Origin of the sequence: Undibacterium sp. Tian12W (assembly GCF_049339405.1) — a bacterium.
GTDB lineage: Bacteria > Pseudomonadota > Gammaproteobacteria > Burkholderiales > Burkholderiaceae_D > Undibacterium.
Genome location: NZ_JBMPPK010000003.1, coordinates 13949 through 29394, shown reverse-complemented (window position 1 = coordinate 29394; position 15446 = coordinate 13949). Strand labels below are relative to the sequence as shown.

General features: G+C 48.5%; 18 protein-coding genes. 7 read left to right on the top strand and 11 right to left on the bottom strand.

Annotation, left to right across the window (positions count from 1 at the left end; all coding sequences use genetic code 11):
• Positions 1–60: 60 nt before the first annotated feature.
• Positions 61–597 carry a DUF2177 family protein gene (locus ACO0LI_RS04260; RefSeq protein WP_422953612.1) on the top strand — a complete coding sequence of 179 codons (537 nt, stop codon included), beginning with the start codon at positions 61–63 and terminating at the stop codon, positions 595–597.
• 35 nt (positions 598–632) lie between these two features.
• On the opposite strand, the gene ACO0LI_RS04255 is transcribed toward ACO0LI_RS04260, so the two are convergent.
• The 4 genes from ACO0LI_RS04255 to ACO0LI_RS04240 all read right to left on the bottom strand — a co-directional run bounded on the left by ACO0LI_RS04255 (position 633) and on the right by ACO0LI_RS04240 (position 3379).
• Positions 633–1103, bottom strand: a complete 471-nt coding sequence (locus ACO0LI_RS04255) for a TPM domain-containing protein (RefSeq protein WP_423031106.1) — start codon at positions 1101–1103, stop codon at positions 633–635.
• A 37-nt stretch (positions 1104–1140) separates the two neighbouring features.
• Positions 1141–1998 carry a TPM domain-containing protein gene (locus ACO0LI_RS04250; protein WP_423031104.1) on the bottom strand — a complete coding sequence of 286 codons (858 nt, stop codon included), beginning with the start codon at positions 1996–1998 and terminating at the stop codon, positions 1141–1143.
• Positions 1995–2621 (bottom strand): LemA family protein, encoded by a 627-nt coding sequence (locus ACO0LI_RS04245; RefSeq protein WP_422953615.1) that lies wholly within the window; start codon positions 2619–2621, stop codon positions 1995–1997. Before ACO0LI_RS04245 ends, ACO0LI_RS04250 begins: the two co-directional genes overlap by 4 nt.
• A gap of 299 nt (positions 2622–2920) precedes the next feature.
• Positions 2921–3379 carry a PA2169 family four-helix-bundle protein gene (locus ACO0LI_RS04240; RefSeq protein ID WP_422953616.1) on the bottom strand — a complete coding sequence of 153 codons (459 nt, stop codon included), beginning with the start codon at positions 3377–3379 and terminating at the stop codon, positions 2921–2923.
• 455 nt (positions 3380–3834) lie between these two features.
• Here ACO0LI_RS04240 and ACO0LI_RS04235 point away from each other — a divergent pair, with 455 nt between their 5' ends.
• The 4 genes from ACO0LI_RS04235 to ACO0LI_RS04220 all read left to right on the top strand — a co-directional run bounded on the left by ACO0LI_RS04235 (position 3835) and on the right by ACO0LI_RS04220 (position 5997).
• A complete protein-coding gene (locus ACO0LI_RS04235) occupies positions 3835–4161 on the top strand; it encodes a hypothetical protein (RefSeq protein WP_423031102.1) in 327 nt (108 codons plus the stop codon).
• Positions 4162–4231: 70 nt separating this feature from the next.
• Positions 4232–4432, top strand: coding sequence for a hypothetical protein (locus tag ACO0LI_RS04230; RefSeq protein WP_423031101.1), 201 nt, complete (start codon positions 4232–4234; stop codon positions 4430–4432).
• 128 nt (positions 4433–4560) lie between these two features.
• On the top strand, positions 4561–4959 hold the full coding sequence (locus ACO0LI_RS04225) for a hypothetical protein (RefSeq protein ID WP_423031099.1): 399 nt from the start codon (positions 4561–4563) through the stop codon (positions 4957–4959).
• Positions 4960–5364: 405 nt separating this feature from the next.
• Complete coding sequence (locus ACO0LI_RS04220; RefSeq protein ID WP_422953620.1) at positions 5365–5997, top strand: response regulator; 633 nt, start codon at positions 5365–5367, stop codon at positions 5995–5997.
• A 137-nt stretch (positions 5998–6134) separates the two neighbouring features.
• Here the strand turns inward: ACO0LI_RS04220 and ACO0LI_RS04215 are convergent, their stop codons facing one another.
• On the bottom strand, positions 6135–6515 hold the full coding sequence (locus ACO0LI_RS04215; RefSeq protein ID WP_422953621.1) for a response regulator: 381 nt from the start codon (positions 6513–6515) through the stop codon (positions 6135–6137).
• 347 nt (positions 6516–6862) lie between these two features.
• Here ACO0LI_RS04215 and ACO0LI_RS04210 point away from each other — a divergent pair, with 347 nt between their 5' ends.
• Positions 6863–8227: a CHASE3 domain-containing protein gene (locus ACO0LI_RS04210; protein ID WP_423031097.1), complete on the top strand. Its 1365-nt coding sequence runs from the start codon at positions 6863–6865 to the stop codon at positions 8225–8227.
• A 140-nt stretch (positions 8228–8367) separates the two neighbouring features.
• On the opposite strand, the gene ACO0LI_RS04205 is transcribed toward ACO0LI_RS04210, so the two are convergent.
• Positions 8368–9063: a Crp/Fnr family transcriptional regulator gene (locus tag ACO0LI_RS04205; protein ID WP_422953644.1), complete on the bottom strand. Its 696-nt coding sequence runs from the start codon at positions 9061–9063 to the stop codon at positions 8368–8370.
• A gap of 512 nt (positions 9064–9575) precedes the next feature.
• Between ACO0LI_RS04205 and ACO0LI_RS04200 the strand changes: the two genes are divergently transcribed.
• The gene (locus tag ACO0LI_RS04200; protein WP_423031095.1) at positions 9576–10040 is read left to right on the top strand and encodes a glycine zipper 2TM domain-containing protein; all 465 of its coding nucleotides are present in this window, start codon (positions 9576–9578) and stop codon (positions 10038–10040) included.
• Positions 10041–10170: 130 nt separating this feature from the next.
• Here ACO0LI_RS04200 and ACO0LI_RS04195 read toward each other — a convergent pair whose 3' ends face one another.
• The 5 genes from ACO0LI_RS04195 to ACO0LI_RS04175 form a co-directional block, all read right to left on the bottom strand.
• A complete protein-coding gene (locus tag ACO0LI_RS04195) occupies positions 10171–11421 on the bottom strand; it encodes an AI-2E family transporter (RefSeq protein WP_423031093.1) in 1251 nt (416 codons plus the stop codon).
• 140 nt (positions 11422–11561) lie between these two features.
• A complete protein-coding gene (locus tag ACO0LI_RS04190) occupies positions 11562–11744 on the bottom strand; it encodes a CsbD family protein (protein ID WP_422953627.1) in 183 nt (60 codons plus the stop codon).
• 493 nt (positions 11745–12237) lie between these two features.
• Positions 12238–12552, bottom strand: a complete 315-nt coding sequence (locus ACO0LI_RS04185; RefSeq protein WP_422953628.1) for a BON domain-containing protein — start codon at positions 12550–12552, stop codon at positions 12238–12240.
• A 288-nt stretch (positions 12553–12840) separates the two neighbouring features.
• Complete coding sequence (locus ACO0LI_RS04180; RefSeq protein ID WP_423031091.1) at positions 12841–14064, bottom strand: hypothetical protein; 1224 nt, start codon at positions 14062–14064, stop codon at positions 12841–12843.
• 15 nt (positions 14065–14079) lie between these two features.
• The gene (locus ACO0LI_RS04175) at positions 14080–15435 is read right to left on the bottom strand and encodes an MBOAT family O-acyltransferase (RefSeq protein WP_423031089.1); all 1356 of its coding nucleotides are present in this window, start codon (positions 15433–15435) and stop codon (positions 14080–14082) included.
• Positions 15436–15446 lie beyond the last annotated feature (11 nt).

Below are 15446 nucleotides of genomic sequence, written 5' to 3'. Positions count from 1 at the left end.
AGCCATGCTGTAACCAGCATGTGGCCTAAAGTACAGAAATAGTCTCTCACATGCGGGATCGTGGTACTCAATAGCGTCCACCTTCCCGCTCCACCCGCCATTACCCTGCGCCTGAAAATCAGTAGCTTTGATTGGCGCGCTCCTCACCTGAAAGATCGCGCCATGCTTACGCTGTCACTTGATACAACGCTCACCCTACAACATTACTTGATTGCCTATGGCAGTTCCCTGCTCAGCATGCTTGCGCTGGATGCAGCGTGGCTGACCATGGTGATGGGTCCCTTATATAAATCCCATTTGGGTGACATGATTCTGCCAAAACCAAGGATTGCGCCAGCGGCAGTATTCTATTTGCTCTACGCGATGGGTGTGGTGGTATTTGCCGTGGCACCTGCCTTGGGCCAGCAAAGCTGGACTTGTGCCTTGATGTTGAGTGGATTACTAGGCATGATTGCCTATGCGACCTATGACCTGACCAATCTCTCTACACTCAAGGGCTGGTCGTTGACTTTATCGCTGATCGATATAGGATGGGGTACGTTGATGACGTCCATCGGCGGCACAGTGGCTTATTTTGTCGTCAACCGGGCGTCTTGATTATATTGGCATCTGAATAGCAGCCCGCTTGTCTTCTATAACAAAATAGGTTTGTCCGGCAATTCGTTGATGTTCTCGCCGCTGGCGGGATAATGTGTGTTCAAGTGCATGCCAACAGCCTGTATGCCCTGGATAACACCTTCTTCATAGCGGTCTTGTTTAAAGGCCGCTTCAATCTGGTGGCAGATATGGTTCCATGCATCAATACCGGTTTTACGATAGATGCCGCGATCTGCGATGATTTCTACCTCGCGCTCAGCCAGCAAAACGTAGATCAGCACGCCGTTATTGTGTTCTGTATCCCATACGCCGACCTGGGAAAAAACCTCTATCGCACGTTCTCTGGTCGTTTGGTCTGCAAACACGGCAGCACAGTCAAGCGCACTCTCGATGACGAAACGGATTTCGCCCAGGTGGTTTGCTTCACACTGTTTGATGGCGCGCTCTATGGCGTCCAGGCTTGCAGGCGGAAACGAGCGCTTTAACTGCGAATGCATACTCAGCATATGTTTTGCAATGCGCAGGAAGTTAAGTTTTCTCATATCACCACCGCCCCGATGCACCGCCACCACCAAAACTACCGCCGCCACCGCTGAATCCACCACCACTTCCACCAAAGCCACCTCGTCCTGATCCGCCATAATAGGCACCTATCCCACGCGCACCCAGTACACCACTAAACAGACTGAATAACATGGCGACGATAGCAGCCACTACTGCCATGGAGACTGCGCCTATGACAAACCAGGCAATAACACCGACGACACCACCTGTGATGATGGCACCGGGCAACCTGCCAAAGACGGCACGCAACACGCCGCCAACGACTAAAGCGAGGACAAATAATATGGGTGCATATTGCTGAAAACCTCCGCTATCAACTACACGGCCCGGGCTTTGCACAAGCAAGGGTTCACCATCAATGACACGCATGATCTGATCTGTACCTGCCTTGATGCCGGCATAGTAGTCGCCTTGCTTGAAATAAGGCGTCATGGTCTCGGCAATGATACGTTTGGCTGTGGCGTCATTCAGGGCACCTTCAAGACCGTAGCCGACTTCTATACGCATAGTGCGGTCATTTTTTGCCACCAGCAGGATGACGCCGTCATCCACCTTTTTACGTCCCAGTTTCCATTTTTCTGCCACGCGCAAGGCATATTGTTCTATGCTTTCTGGTGCGGTGGTTGGCACGATCAATACTGCAAGCTGGCTGCCTTTTTTAGTTTCGAAAGCTCGCAGGCTTTGTTCCAGAGTGGCTTTTTGTTCAGCGCTGAGTGTCGCGCTCAGATCCGTGACACGGGTCTGGATGGGTGGGACGGCAATTTGTGCAGCGGCATCAAAGCTCAGCAGCAGCACGCATGCACAAATAAAATATCCGGCTTTTTGCAGGATGCTCATTTTGCGACGCCTGTGTTGGTAGTATTGGCTGCAGGGGCAGCAAAGTCTACGGTCGGCGGCTTGGCGATTTCTTTTTCATTCTCGACTGCGAAGTTGGGTTTGACCTTGTAGCCAAACATCATGGCTGTCAGGTTCGATGGGAAGGAGCGCACCATCACATTGTATTCTTGCACTGATTTGATATACCGGTTGCGGGCTACGGCAATACGGTTTTCTGTGCCTTCCAACTGGGCTTGCAGGTCGCGAAAGTTAGCGTCGGACTTGAGTTGGGGATAATTTTCAGTAACCACCAGTAATCTGGACAAGGCCCCCGACAATTCGCCCTGTGCTGACTGGAACTTGGCAAAAGCTTCCGGATTATTCAATATTTCAGGCGTAGCCTGTATGCTGCCAACTTTGGCACGGGCATTGGTCACGCCCAGCAATACATCTTTTTCCTGTGCAGCAAAGCCTTTGACGGTGTTCACCAGATTAGGAACCAGATCGGCACGGCGCTGGTATTGGTTCAAGACTTCAGACCAGCTAGACTTGACTTGTTCGTCGCCACTCTGGAAACCATTGTAGCCACAACCTGACAGTACCAACATGGCCATCATCGACAATAACAAGCCTAATTTGCGCATTTTAATTTCTCCGTGATTGCAAACGCGCCATCAAGCGCGTGAAATGATTCTTTAACTGGTGATGGTCATAGTGTCAGTTCAAGCCGATGACTTCGGTACGTTGGCGCACAGTGCACTTCATGCAGCATGTAAGTTAGATGCAGACTAGGGCAAATTGCCCTTCAAGCATTGAGGCACAACAAAGTTTGATGAACCAGGATGATCAAAAACAAAAACCCGCAAGGCTTGCACCCCGCGGGTTTTGATCGATGAGCAATGCAAAGCTGGTTTAGTAGCCCTGCACGGCATAGTCAATTAACTCAGGCATGTGTCCTGACTTGATTGCGCAGGGTTTTGATCAGATCATGGTTACGCAGCACGCCCTGATACTGGCGTTCTACCACCAGGCGTACATGGGTAGGCAAATCTTTTTCCAGAGCTTTGCGGTAAGCTTTTACGGCCACGTCTTCACCGCGTTCGCATTCGTTGAGCACTGTTTCATCGTCCTTGCCTGTGACAGCAGTACGGATATTGGTCCACGCACGGTGCAAGGCACCAGATACGCTGCTGCTGGTTTCTGGATCGCCACCCTGATTGCGTACCAGTTCTTGCAGTTCAGAAGCTGCCAGGGCGCATTCACGTCCACGCTCAGCCAGCATGGCTTTGAGCTGTGGATGACGGCCACTTGCATCTTCAGCGCAGACTTTAAAGCCCTCTTCGCCATCTTTGCTGGTTTCGATGAGGTCGTTCAGGGTAGAAATGATGTCGTCGTTGTCCATGATGTTTCCTTTATTGGTAGTGAATTAGCCAGCCTTAGCGCTGTACACACGCCTGCTTATATATTCCTGCTTACATATTTATATCCGCAGACAGAACAGCTTGCCGACAACTTGCCTGTCGCCATGATTACTGACATGACAGGAATTTCGCCAGGGGCTTATATCTCCCGCTGGCATAAGCACATACTAAAACCCGGGGACAATTCGCAGTATCGGACATGGGCTTGCAGGCATGTAGGAGCTCAAGAGATTGCGGCAAACTCTTTGAATCTCTTTGAATTCCACTCAATATGGCTGGAATGTGCGCCTGGGGTGAGCATTCTTTCAGCCACTCATTCAGTCATCAATTCTGCAGTGGTGCTTACTAGAGAACATGGTCGGTTTACTTCATCTATTCCTACAAAGCCTGGCGTCGGCGTCCTATATGGTGTGATCAGGGCCGATGCTAGTATGCAATGCAAGTCGATAACAGTTTTAGCCAGGCGCTGGCTGGAGCTGGCGGATGTAAGAGCTGCCACTGGCTTACCGTATGGATCAGGATTCACCATTTTTCTGGAGAGATCGCAATGAGTATATGTCTATTTAAATGCGGAATATTTTTCTTGCAGGGTGCAGTAAGCGTCGGCATCGGTCACTTACTCGGCAGACAGCAAATGCTTGCCCGCGGTTATCAAAAGATGACCAATGCCAAATGCCAGATCGCCATCGGTGATGCACAAAAGGTGATCAGGCAATGCATCAAGCGCCAGCAAAATAGCCTTACTTCGATTTCCAGATCCTGAATACGGATTATTGCAAGCAAATGAAGCAACTGAAACAAATTAAGCAAATGAACATAACCAGGAGAAATTTATGATACCCACTAAACATTTATTCCTTGTCGCTGGCATTGCCAGCTGGGCTTTGATGACCGCCTTCGGCAAAAAAAGATACCACGAAAAACACGCAGCCAAAAAGCTGCATAAAACCGAAATCAGTACTTGGGAAGGCGAAGGCGGCAATTTACCGCCCAAAGTAAGCCGCCCGACAACAGACAGCACAACGGTGCAATAAGCACAATGAGGCACAACAAGCGCTTTGAGCAATTCAGCTAAGCAACGGCAGTTAAGCAACGCAACTGTGAAAAATCTCGCGCTTCCCTATAACAGTCAACTGGACTTGATCCAGGAAAAGGAGTAATCATGCCTAGCAATACGAGTAATGCGAATAATGCGGCCACTAATACGGCTACGTCGGCAAATGATGGGGCTGTAAATGGCATCAACCATCCTGCTATCCCCTTCCCTACAGCGGATAATCCACCTACATTCGTAGAGCAGGTGCAGGCGAAAACTGCAGAAGCAGTCAAACCAGCGGTTGAAAAACTGAATGTCATCAAAGAGCAGGCTGCCGGCAAGCTGGCTTCAGGCGCGAACCAGGCAGCGTCAAAGCTTGCCGACCATAGTGAAAAACTGTATATCAATGAGGTAAAATTGCTGGACTCCTGCCGCGTCCAGGTCAGAAGGCAACCAATGACGATGCTGGGTCTGGCAGTGGCAACGGTGGTGGCGCTTGGTGTTTTGTTCCGTCAGTCACGCTGAGAGCTCTGGCATCGGTAAAACAGGCAGCAAAGGTATTTACAATAGTTGCTAAATTGCCTTTTTACTGATCCCCAAGCTTTATGATCCTTAGCGAGCAGCAGGACTAGTCTTGCTGCTCTTGTTTCAAACGGGTTGCAAAATTGCCTCTCCTGACGCTCATTACAGACTGGTTTAAGCGAAATTAGTTATCCCCAGATGAGTAAGCATGGCGAGGGGAATTTGATAGTGACTTACCTATATCCTGTGTAGATGCTATGCTATGGTTATGGGCAAGGATATTTCACAATTTTTGCAACTGTAGGGAAATTGCTAAAATTCCCTCCCCAAGAGTAGTTGATGATGCTTTGTGATGCCGTATTGAAACTAGTTTCAATCATTCGAGCATTCCCAAATTGAAGGAAGAAAATGATACGTATTGCAGTTTGTGATGACCACCAGATTGTACGGGCCGGTTTCAAGCAGATCTTTTCAGAGGTCAGCGACTTTGAAGTCGTGGCCGAGGCAACCACAGGCCGTGAAGCGCTGGAAATCGCCAGGAAAGAAGCTTGCGACGTCATGCTGCTAGATATCAGCATGCCTGACCAGAGTGGCATAGACACCCTGCGTACCATCAAGCAAGGGCAGCCAGACTTGCCTATCCTTATTTTAAGTGGCTATCCAGCACAGCAATACGCAGTGAATCTCTTGAAAATGGGAGCTAACGGCTACCTGAATAAGGAATGCGATGCCCACGAGCTCATCAAGGCTGTCAGGACTGTTTCTACCGGCCGCCGTTATGTCAGCGCTGATGTCGGTGAAATCCTGGCCCAGGGCTTCGATCATGATGCAGAAACTGCCTTGCATACTGATTTGTCTGACCGCGAGTTCCAGGTATTTTTAAGACTGGCCAAAGGCGAATCTGTCTCTGATATTGCGCTGACACTGTCGCTCAGCGTAAAAACCATCAGCACCTATCGCACCCGCGTCATGGAAAAAATGAATTTGCAGTCAAACTGTGACCTGACGTATTACGCAATGAAGAATAATCTACTGGAGTGAGCTGGCCAGCGCCAGATTCAAAACAGAGTCAGAGTAGAGGAAGAGTAAGAGTAAGGAAGAAGCTACTACGGTAGCTACTTTTTCGACATTTAATTAATCACAATTAATGAGATTAATTAATAAGATTAATGAGAAGATTAATGAGCCAGGGCCTGGATGTGGCCCACCAGATTGTCCATTTCACGGGATTTATCAAAAAAACCTTCAGCACCCAGTGACATGGTGCGGGTTTTCAAGGCATTGCTGGGATTACTGGTAAATACCAGCCGTGAGCCATATTGACGGCCATCATTTTTCAAGCCGGACAATACAGCCAGACCACTGCCTTCGCGCAAACCTATATCGACAATGGCAACGTCCCACTCAATAGAGCGCAATTGAAACAAGGCCTCTTGTTCACTTTCTGCAAAACCGATGACTTCTATATTTTCCGTCTGCTGCAATACCTCGATGAGCACAGAACGGATGCGCTGCGCGTCTTCGATTAAAAATACTTTTAATTTCTTCTTGTCGTTCATTTTGTTCCACACTCTTACGAACTGAAACTCGCGCTGATAAATGCATTTATAAGACCGCGTATCCCAGAGGCCCACTACAATTCATTTTAAGGAGACTCATGCGGATTAGCAATAAGCTTTCGCGGAATTGCTTGTAGGAATAAGACTACCTATTTAAGTTTCCGGGGCTACAAAATTTTACTGTAAACTTGCGACACATAATTTATCAATTCAGGTATTGTTTTTCATGGCCCGCAAGTGATGAAAACCCTGGTTTACAACGACAGAAAAAGGGGAGAAAAAATGACTGACTCCAATTTTCTTCCGCAATCACATGCTGTTTGCAGGCGCTATTTGAGGAAATTTTCATGAAAAAAAACGCATCGACTTCCATCCCGCTTTACATCACTTTTCTGTTCGTGACCTGTCTCGTCGTCCTGATCGGCAATGCCTATTCAGCATACCAGAATATGGAAAAGCTCAAGTTCAACAATGATTGGGTAGAGCATAACTGGAGTGTCAAAGACAAGCTCAAGAATATTAATTTGCTCATCATGGATTCTGAAAGCAGTTTGCGTGGTTATTTTATGTCCGGCAACGAAGTCTATTTGCGCCCAATGCAAGTCGCACAGAGCAAGCTGGAAAATGATTTCAAGGAACTCGAAAGGCTGTTGCAAGACAATCCTGCCCAGATCAAGAACCTGGCAGAGTTGCGCAGATTGTATAGCAGTAAAACCAAGATATTTGAATCAGCCCTGTCGACCTATAGAGAATTTGGGTTGACGGGAATAGTCGAGATATCCAAGGCTGGTGATGGACGGGAAGTCATGGATGAAATCCGCCTGCTCGATATCATCATGGAAAAGGAAGAAAACGAGGTTCTCGCCGCCAGGCGCCAGAATTTTTACAAGGACTATAAAGATGCCCTGTTCTTTGGTACGGCGACCAACAGCATAGCATTACTGGTATTGATACTGTTTTACCGCCTGATCTACCGCAGTTTCTACAAACAGCGCGGTATAGAAAATGCCTTGAAGATAGCGAATGACAATCTTGAGAGTACGGTCTTGAAACGTACTGAACAATTATCGGTGCTGTCACATCACTTGTTGAATGTATCTGAAAAAGAAAAAGCCAAGCTCGCGCGGGAATTACATGATGAAATGGGTTCGAACCTGACAGCGATCAGCATGGATATTTCAGTCGTGACAGAAAAGCTCAAGGACAAGGAGCCAGATCTGGTCAAGCAATTGCAAAGAACCAAGCGCGCCCTGCTCGATACGGTGGATATGAAGCGCCGTATCATAGAAGATCTGCGCCCCAGCATGCTCGACAACCTGGGTCTGTCTGCATCAATACAGCATTATTGTGAAGAGACGACAGCCATGGCTGGTTTGGCTTACGTGACCGATATTACAGAAGATTTCGATACCATAGACCCGGCCTGGTCTATCGCCTTGTTCCGCATTACCCAGGAATCACTGAATAATGTCATCAAGTATGCCCAGGCTACCGAGGTCAAGATCAGCTTGAAACGTACTGACAAGGGTTTATGGCTGCAGGTCCGTGATGATGGTATAGGCATACAAAAAGAGGCTCTGACCAAGCCCAAATCACATGGCATATTGGGTATGCGTGAGCGTGCCTTGCTATTGGGTGGCAGTTTCTCTGTCAAGCCGGGTGAGAAAAATATTGGCACTGTCGTTGAAGCATTTATTCCTTTCAAGACGTAAAAAAATCCCGTTACCTGGGTAACGGGATTTTGGATTTTACGGTCAGAATATCAGGCTTTTGCTTTCGTCTTATGCATTCTATTATGCGCCCTAGTCTGACCAGCCAGCTCTCGCCATTTATTTTAAACTTAATTCAAGCACTATCGTGCCATGGCTGTTGAAAGTATTTGGTCAAATTCTTGTTTGGACACGCGGTAGCATTCGCCGGCATGCATCTCCAGGCCTTCACGGTCGAGCATGGTGATATTGCCGCGTTTGTACTGGATCAGGCCTTCGTGCTGCAATTTACCAGCTGCCTCGGTAACGCTTTCACGACGTACACCCAGCATATTGGCGATCATCTCCTGGGTCACTTTGATTTCATTGCAATGCAGGCGATCGAGCCTGTCAAGCAACCAACGTGACAATTGCTGGTCTATCGAATAGTGACGGCCACAGACAGAATTTTGCGCCATCTGGGCAAACAGGGCCTGCGTATAGCGCATGAGGATATGCTGTAACTTGCCACATTTGGCATACGCCTCTTTCAAGACTGAAGCTTTAAGCTTGTAGGCGTCGCCAGCACATTGCACCATCGCTGTACCCAGAGCACGTTCACCCATGACAGCAGAGATACCAAGCAAACCTTCGTGACCAGTCACGCCGATTTCTGTGACATCGCCATCAGCCAGTACGTATAACAAGGCGACTACAGCCGTAGTAGGGAAATATACATGGGACAATTTAGCGCCGTACTCATACAGTTCTTTATCGAATGGCAAATGCACCAGTTCGAGATGCGGCAACAGGAATGCAAGTTCTTCTTCAGGCAATGCCGCCAGAATATCGTTTTGCATAGGTTCATCAAGCAAACCAACATCAGCCCGTGTTGGTGTTGTGTAATCTACGGAATACCTGCGATGTAAATTCCCGCCAGAGATCAGCGATGGATGTGGGGTCATAGAAACTTGTGTGTGAGCGATATTCATTTTTGTTCCTCTTTTTCAAAGACATCCAATTTCGTTCCGTACTACGCCATTCATGCTTACAATATTTGCGGGTACAGAGTTTATTTTCACGACATCGACACCAGTTACTTTTTAATTTCTGATGTCTTTCGAACTGATTACACTTTAGTTTGTTATCCGTGAATCTGGCATCAGAGAGTCTGGCAGCAGCTTGTACGCTGAACGCGCTGCAAAATGTGGGACTTGTCCTACAAGAACGATGCATCGCTGCATGAAATCTGTTTTTTTTAGCGGTTTGCACAGTGCGTATGGTGCGCACGGTGCGCAACGGTGCGATAACGCACCGACAGATGGAATCGTGAAGCTCATGATGACCCACATCACAACAGTGGAGAATGATCATGAATATCTGCAAGCAAACCGTCATCGCCGCAGCTTTTGCCGCCTCTGCCGTACTCTCAGGATGTGGCAGCAGCTCACCATCCACCATGACTGGCTACCCAGCCTCGCAGGTGGGATATAGCAGCTACGGCGTGATTGAATCAATTCAAGTAGTCCAGGTCAGTAATGAAAATAAAGGCCCAGGTGCAGGCGCAATAGTCGGCGGTATCGTTGGTGGTATATTGGGTAACCAGGTAGGTGGCGGTCTGGGTAATGCTGCTGCGACAGCCGCTGGCGTTGTTGGTGGTGCGATTGTTGGTAACAACATAGAAAAAAATAATCGCAACCCGCAAGTGCGCGAGGCATACCAGATCAGTGTGCGGCTGGAAAACGGTGTATATCAAAGCATAGTTCAGGACAATATTGTTGACCTGCGTGTTGGTGCCCAGGTGTATGTCAAAGACAACCACGTCTATCGCAATTAAGAACTAAGTACGGCATTAGATGCAATGCCGGGTTTGACAAAATAAAAAGCCATTCCAGTGATTTGAAGGAATGGCTTTTTTAATGTATGCAAGACTGCCCTAAATAACTTATATGTCAGCCAGCAAGCGCTTATTCACTCAATAGTTCTGCCGCAGCCTGCATGCCATCTATATGTTCTGCCATGACCTTGACCACGACGATAATTGGCACACCGAGCAGCAAACCCCAGGCACCCCATAACCAGCCCCAGAACAGCAAAGAGATAAACACTGCCGCCGTATTCATTTGGGTGATACGGCCCGTCATCCAGGTCGTCACCACCGTGCCTACCAGCACAGCGATCGCCACAGAGATACCTGCCACCAGCAGCGCCATCGAGATGGTGCCAAACTGTACGTAGGCAACCAGGCAAACTGCCAGCGCCATTAAAATCGACCCAAAATACGGGATGACATGCAGCAGGCCACCTGTGACTGCCCAGGCGCCGGCATTGTCCAGGCCTATCAGGTGAAACGCTATCCATGTCAGGAAAGCCAACAGGCCATTGGTGATCAGCAGCATGAACATGTATTGTTGCACCGAAGTGTTGATCTTGCTGAGTATCTGCACGGTAATGCGCTTCTGCGTCAGCGAAGGCCCGGTAATCTTGACCAGCTTTCTCTTGAATTTATCGCCGGACAGCAGCAGGAAGAAAATAAGAAACAGCATCATGACAGTCTGCCCCAGCAAATCCATGAAGCCCAGAGAGCCGGCCAGCAAGAGCTCGCGCAATTTCAATACCGGGGCTTCATTGACAACCGTCTTCTTTACAACCGGCTGGCCACCTGAAGTCGCCTGGCTGGTTGCTTTTTCTATTTCTGTTGCCGCTGTCTGCATCTTTTGCATGAGGCCAGCCTGCCCTATCTTCAACTTGCTCATTTCGCCGGAAAACTTGCGGGTCGCCACCGGCAACTGGTCAAGTATGGCGTCAAACTCTGTATGCAATGAATTGACCTGGGTAGCAATAACGGTAAGCATGCTGGCCATGACTATGCTGGTAGCAATCACGCGCGGCAAGCGCAGGCGTTGCAATGCATCGACCAATGGGGACAAGGTATAGGCAATGAAAATGCCAAAGGTCAGGGGAATGAAAAAGCGTTGCGCGGCACGCAAAGCAAAGATGAGAGCAACCGTTGCCAGTATGGTCAGCGCAAGACCGCGTGCATTGACATGTATGCCGGGAATCAGCTGAGCGGGCGCATCGACACTTGCAGGTACTTTGATTTCAGCGACTGGAGTATCGGCGATTACCTGGTCATTATCATCAGCCAATCTGGCTGAGCTATTGGAGGTATTGGCAGGGTCGATGCCAGAAGGTAAGTTGGGTAGAGGTACATCCATCGCTTTTGTCCATTCATTTGCATTATTTTGATTATTGAATTAGCGATTTGCGAGATGCTACAGATAAGCTGAAATACATAAAATTTCCGGGCTCAAGCACCCTGCAAACTGGTGCCTAAGCCCGGGAAACGGACAGTAGCTTAGTGCTTCTGTTCGTCCTTCAGGGATTCCTTGATGTTACCAATTGCTTTTTGCATGCTGCCTTCTACTTGTTTGGCAGCGCCTTTGACTTGCTGTTCTTTGCTACCGACCAGCTTGCCTGCTTCTTGTTGGACTTTACCTGCCACTTTTTTTGCTGCGCCTTTGACTTGATCTGAATTCATCATGAAGCTCCTGTAATAAAATGGGGGGACTACAAAAAATTACTTGTATCAGGCTAAGTTTCAGTATTCATCAAAATTAGCATCAAATTAGCCTTGGCTATTACCTGAATACCACCTGAGTACTACCTGATTGTTGCCTGATTGTTGCCTGATTGTTGCCTGCTTATTGCCTGATAAAAGTAAATTCAGTTTATGTTGAGAAAAACACTGTGTCAGTGCGTTAGGCAACACATATAAAAAAACTCCACAATCAGTCCAGTTATTAACCAAGCTGCTTGCGGAGCAAGTGGCAATCACGTCTGGCTGTCACGTAATTGCCTGCAATCGAACAACAGCAAATGCAGATTGAATTGAAATTTTCTGCGACCTGCTGGTCCTGTGCTCCTGTAGCGTTCACTTGTAACGACTACCAATAATCACCATTGATCACCATCAAGACCGGGCTTTGAGCAAAGCTGCGCAGAACCCGTGACCTGATGACCAGATGGCCTATTTATTTAACGCGTATATCGTTTTTGACCGATTTAACGCCTTTGACTTCACTCGTCACACTGACGGCCTTGCTGGAAGAAGCTGGATCAGCAACGAAGCCACTCAACTGGACTATGCCTTTATAAGTCTCAACATTGATTTCACTTGCTTTCAATGTTGGCTCATTGACGATGGCGGCTTTCACTTTAGTCGTGATGAGCGTGTCATCTATGTATTCGCCGGTGCTTTCCTGCTTTGCAGTTGAAGCACAACCGACCATCAAAACCATCATGCTTGCCAGAAAAATGCCAGTGATTTTTTTTACGAAGTTATTCATTTTTATACTCCTTGATTAGGATTTCACTTGTTTATATGCCAGACGGAAAAGTTGCTATAGATGCCTGCACTTACAATATCAACTGTCTGTGACCTTCAGTGTTACCCGCCAGTCTTTGAGAGTGATTTTTATCGTTCAGGCATGGGATGTATCGTAGCAGCGGCTATGGCTGCCAGATATAGGACGCTGGACTGCGAGTTTGTAGGACTTAAGGAAATGCAGGCAGGCAAGAGTTTTCCACCTGCCCTGCATTGCCTTGCAATATGACCCGGCCAAAGCTGAGAATTTTTATCTTTTTGCGTTCAAAAGTTGAGCTGGTGCTCTCTCAAAATAAGAGATGGCAGCATCGTGAAATACATAGAGCACCTGATCAGGTGCAAAATCTTCAAAAACAAGTTTCTTCAAACTGGCCCGCTCAGCCTCTGTCAGCAGATTGATATTATTCATGGACAGGTGCCAGACCTCGCCATAGTATTCGGCAAAAAAACCAGCGACGCCATGCCCAAAAGAATCCGAGATCAGTAATAGTCTGGGCCCCTGTTTTTTATCATGCCGGTAACGGCTGACATCGCCCAAGGAGGCAGCGACACCCTTCCATTCAGGGAAGCAGGCAACTCCAGCACAAGCAATAATGTCTGCCACGGCGTAATCAGGCTCACGGGTTGGCACATTCAGTGTGACGCCAGGCAAGAATTGCTGTATGTCTGAGGGCCGGTCATGCAACTGGCCAGATAAGGTAATCAACCTCGGATGTTTAAAATATTTTTCAGACAGCCATTGCGCCAAGGCTTGCGGGCCCATGCCTGTCCAGTGAAAAGTATTTTTTGGATACACTTCGGTTTTGGCCTTGAGCGCCAGCATCTCTGACAGGGGATAGATCACTCTGCCTGTCAGGCCTGGTTTTTGATCAAGACTGGCAATCACGCCTGGCAAGGTGGGGGTATATAACTGGCACTGGCTTTGCAACCAGTCCGGCATTTTCTCTGCATAGACGATGGGTTTGGTAGGCACCATGAGCAAGTAACTATCGGCCTTGGTCTGCAAGGCGGTTTGCATGAAGCCGGATGCAGTTTCCACCATGCCGGCACGGTCTTGCGCACTCACATTTTTACCGCACAGGAAGTGCACCATGCCCAAAGGTGTATTGGCAGCATGGGAGTTAAAGAAGATATATCCATCTTTGCCTGCAGTCAGTTGCACGGCATTAATATCCCGGAGCAGGTGATAACGCAGGCCGTTATTCCATGCGACCAGTTGACTCCTGAGACCAAAGTGATCGTTCAGATAGGCATCTGCCACGGATGGGAATTTCAACACATCTGCCATGTTCGCCGGCAATACCGGTGCGCTTGCCAGCACGCGATTTTCCGTGTTGCTACCCTGCCATTTGCCACTCAGGTGAATGAGGGCTGGCAGTATCAACAGGCCAAAGAAAGCAAAGATAAAGATTACCCTGCTATAAAATCGCTTTTTATAGGTAGTGGATGATGTGGCTGGACTGGATGGTTTCATCTTTAGCTTCCAGTCTCAAAAACGGAAATAAATAAAAGGATTGTAAGCCCCGGTCGCCAGGCTGACTGCCGACAAGACAAACAGCATCAGGCTCAGAACGGGCGCGGCCACCCTGACGGCTGCCAGTGGTTTATTCAGTGCCTGCACGATGGGAGTAGAAACCAGGATACCTATGCACAGAGCCGTGACGACCGTGCCATTCATAAAACTCATGACGGGGGCGACCGCATTGTCTGCGGGCATGCCGCCTGCCATGGCCTGCAGGTAATGCAGGGCCTGGGCAAAACTGTCGCAACGGAAAAACACCCAGCCCACCATCACCACCAGTATCGTATACACATGTCTGCATGCTCTGGGCAAGGCTGCTAGTACTTTTTGCAGGCCGCTACGTTCCAATACCAAAAAAACGCCGTGATACAGGCCCCAGGCCACAAAGGTCCAACTGGCGCCGTGCCAGAGCCCGCACAGGAAAAACACGATAAACAGATTGCGGTAAGTCGCAAGACTGGAGCCACGGTTACCGCCAAGAGGTATATACAGATAATCACGGAACCAGCGAGACAGGCTCAGATGCCAGCGTTGCCAGAACTCGGTGATGGATTGCGCGACATAGGGATAATTGAAATTGCGCGGAAACGTAAAGCCAGTGACCAGGCCCAGGCCTATCGCCATATTCGAATAACCAAAGAAATCAAAATAGATTTGCAGGGTATAGCAGGTGATGCCCAGCCAGGCGCTGGCCAGCCCCAAAGTCTCTGGTGCCAGTGAAAATATCTGGTCAGCAGGCAAGGCCACACTATTGGCGATCAAGACTTTTTGCGCGAGACCGAGAATAAAAATCTTGATACCCAGTTCCACCCTGCGCACAGTATGGTGACGCTGGTGTAATTGCCTGGCGATGGTAGAGAAACGGATAATGGGCCCGGCAATCAGTTGCGGGAACATGGTGATATACATGGCAAGGGCAAACAGATTCTTTTCATGCGCCGTTTTCTTGCGATAGACATCCACCAGATAAGAAATCGCATGGAAGGAAAAGAAAGAAATACCCAGCGGCAGCGTGACTGCCTCTGCCATGGGCATGGCGATGCCCACACCATTCAGCACTGCATACAGACTATCCAGCGCAAAATTGAAATATTTGAAGTAGACCAGTAAGAGCAGATTAAAAGCTATGCCTGCGATGAAGATGGATTTTCCTGTGCCACCTTTTTCCTGCGCCCGGCCCATGCCCAGCCCGCACAGATAATTGAGCAAGATGGAAATCAATAATAAGGGCAGGTTCTTAGGTTCGCCCCAGGCATAAAATATCAGGCTGGCGAGCAGCAAGACAATATTGCGGATATGACGAAACGGCAATGCAAAATACAAGACGAGAAAGA

Excerpts from the sequence above, each read along its gene's own strand:
- ACO0LI_RS04235 (WP_423031102.1), top strand. The coding sequence starts at position 3,835 with ATGCAAGTCGATAACAGTTTTAGCCAGGCGCTGGCTGGAGCTGGCGGA.
- ACO0LI_RS04200 (WP_423031095.1), top strand. The coding sequence starts at position 9,576 with ATGAATATCTGCAAGCAAACCGTCATCGCCGCAGCTTTTGCCGCCTCT.
- ACO0LI_RS04195 (WP_423031093.1), bottom strand. The coding sequence starts at position 11,421 with ATGGATGTACCTCTACCCAACTTACCTTCTGGCATCGACCCTGCCAAT.
- ACO0LI_RS04180 (WP_423031091.1), bottom strand. The coding sequence starts at position 14,064 with ATGAAACCATCCAGTCCAGCCACATCATCCACTACCTATAAAAAGCGA.
- ACO0LI_RS04230 (WP_423031101.1), top strand. The coding sequence starts at position 4,232 with ATGATACCCACTAAACATTTATTCCTTGTCGCTGGCATTGCCAGCTGG.
- ACO0LI_RS04185 (WP_422953628.1), bottom strand. The coding sequence starts at position 12,552 with ATGAATAACTTCGTAAAAAAAATCACTGGCATTTTTCTGGCAAGCATG.
- ACO0LI_RS04255 (WP_423031106.1), bottom strand. The coding sequence starts at position 1,103 with ATGCTGAGTATGCATTCGCAGTTAAAGCGCTCGTTTCCGCCTGCAAGC.
- ACO0LI_RS04220 (WP_422953620.1), top strand. The coding sequence starts at position 5,365 with ATGATACGTATTGCAGTTTGTGATGACCACCAGATTGTACGGGCCGGT.
- ACO0LI_RS04205 (WP_422953644.1), bottom strand. The coding sequence starts at position 9,063 with ATGCAAAACGATATTCTGGCGGCATTGCCTGAAGAAGAACTTGCATTC.
- ACO0LI_RS04225 (WP_423031099.1), top strand. The coding sequence starts at position 4,561 with ATGCCTAGCAATACGAGTAATGCGAATAATGCGGCCACTAATACGGCT.
- ACO0LI_RS04210 (WP_423031097.1), top strand. The coding sequence starts at position 6,863 with ATGAAAAAAAACGCATCGACTTCCATCCCGCTTTACATCACTTTTCTG.
- ACO0LI_RS04250 (WP_423031104.1), bottom strand. The coding sequence starts at position 1,998 with ATGAGCATCCTGCAAAAAGCCGGATATTTTATTTGTGCATGCGTGCTG.
- ACO0LI_RS04240 (WP_422953616.1), bottom strand. The coding sequence starts at position 3,379 with ATGGACAACGACGACATCATTTCTACCCTGAACGACCTCATCGAAACC.
- ACO0LI_RS04245 (WP_422953615.1), bottom strand. The coding sequence starts at position 2,621 with ATGCGCAAATTAGGCTTGTTATTGTCGATGATGGCCATGTTGGTACTG.
- ACO0LI_RS04215 (WP_422953621.1), bottom strand. The coding sequence starts at position 6,515 with ATGAACGACAAGAAGAAATTAAAAGTATTTTTAATCGAAGACGCGCAG.
- ACO0LI_RS04190 (WP_422953627.1), bottom strand. The coding sequence starts at position 11,744 with ATGAATTCAGATCAAGTCAAAGGCGCAGCAAAAAAAGTGGCAGGTAAA.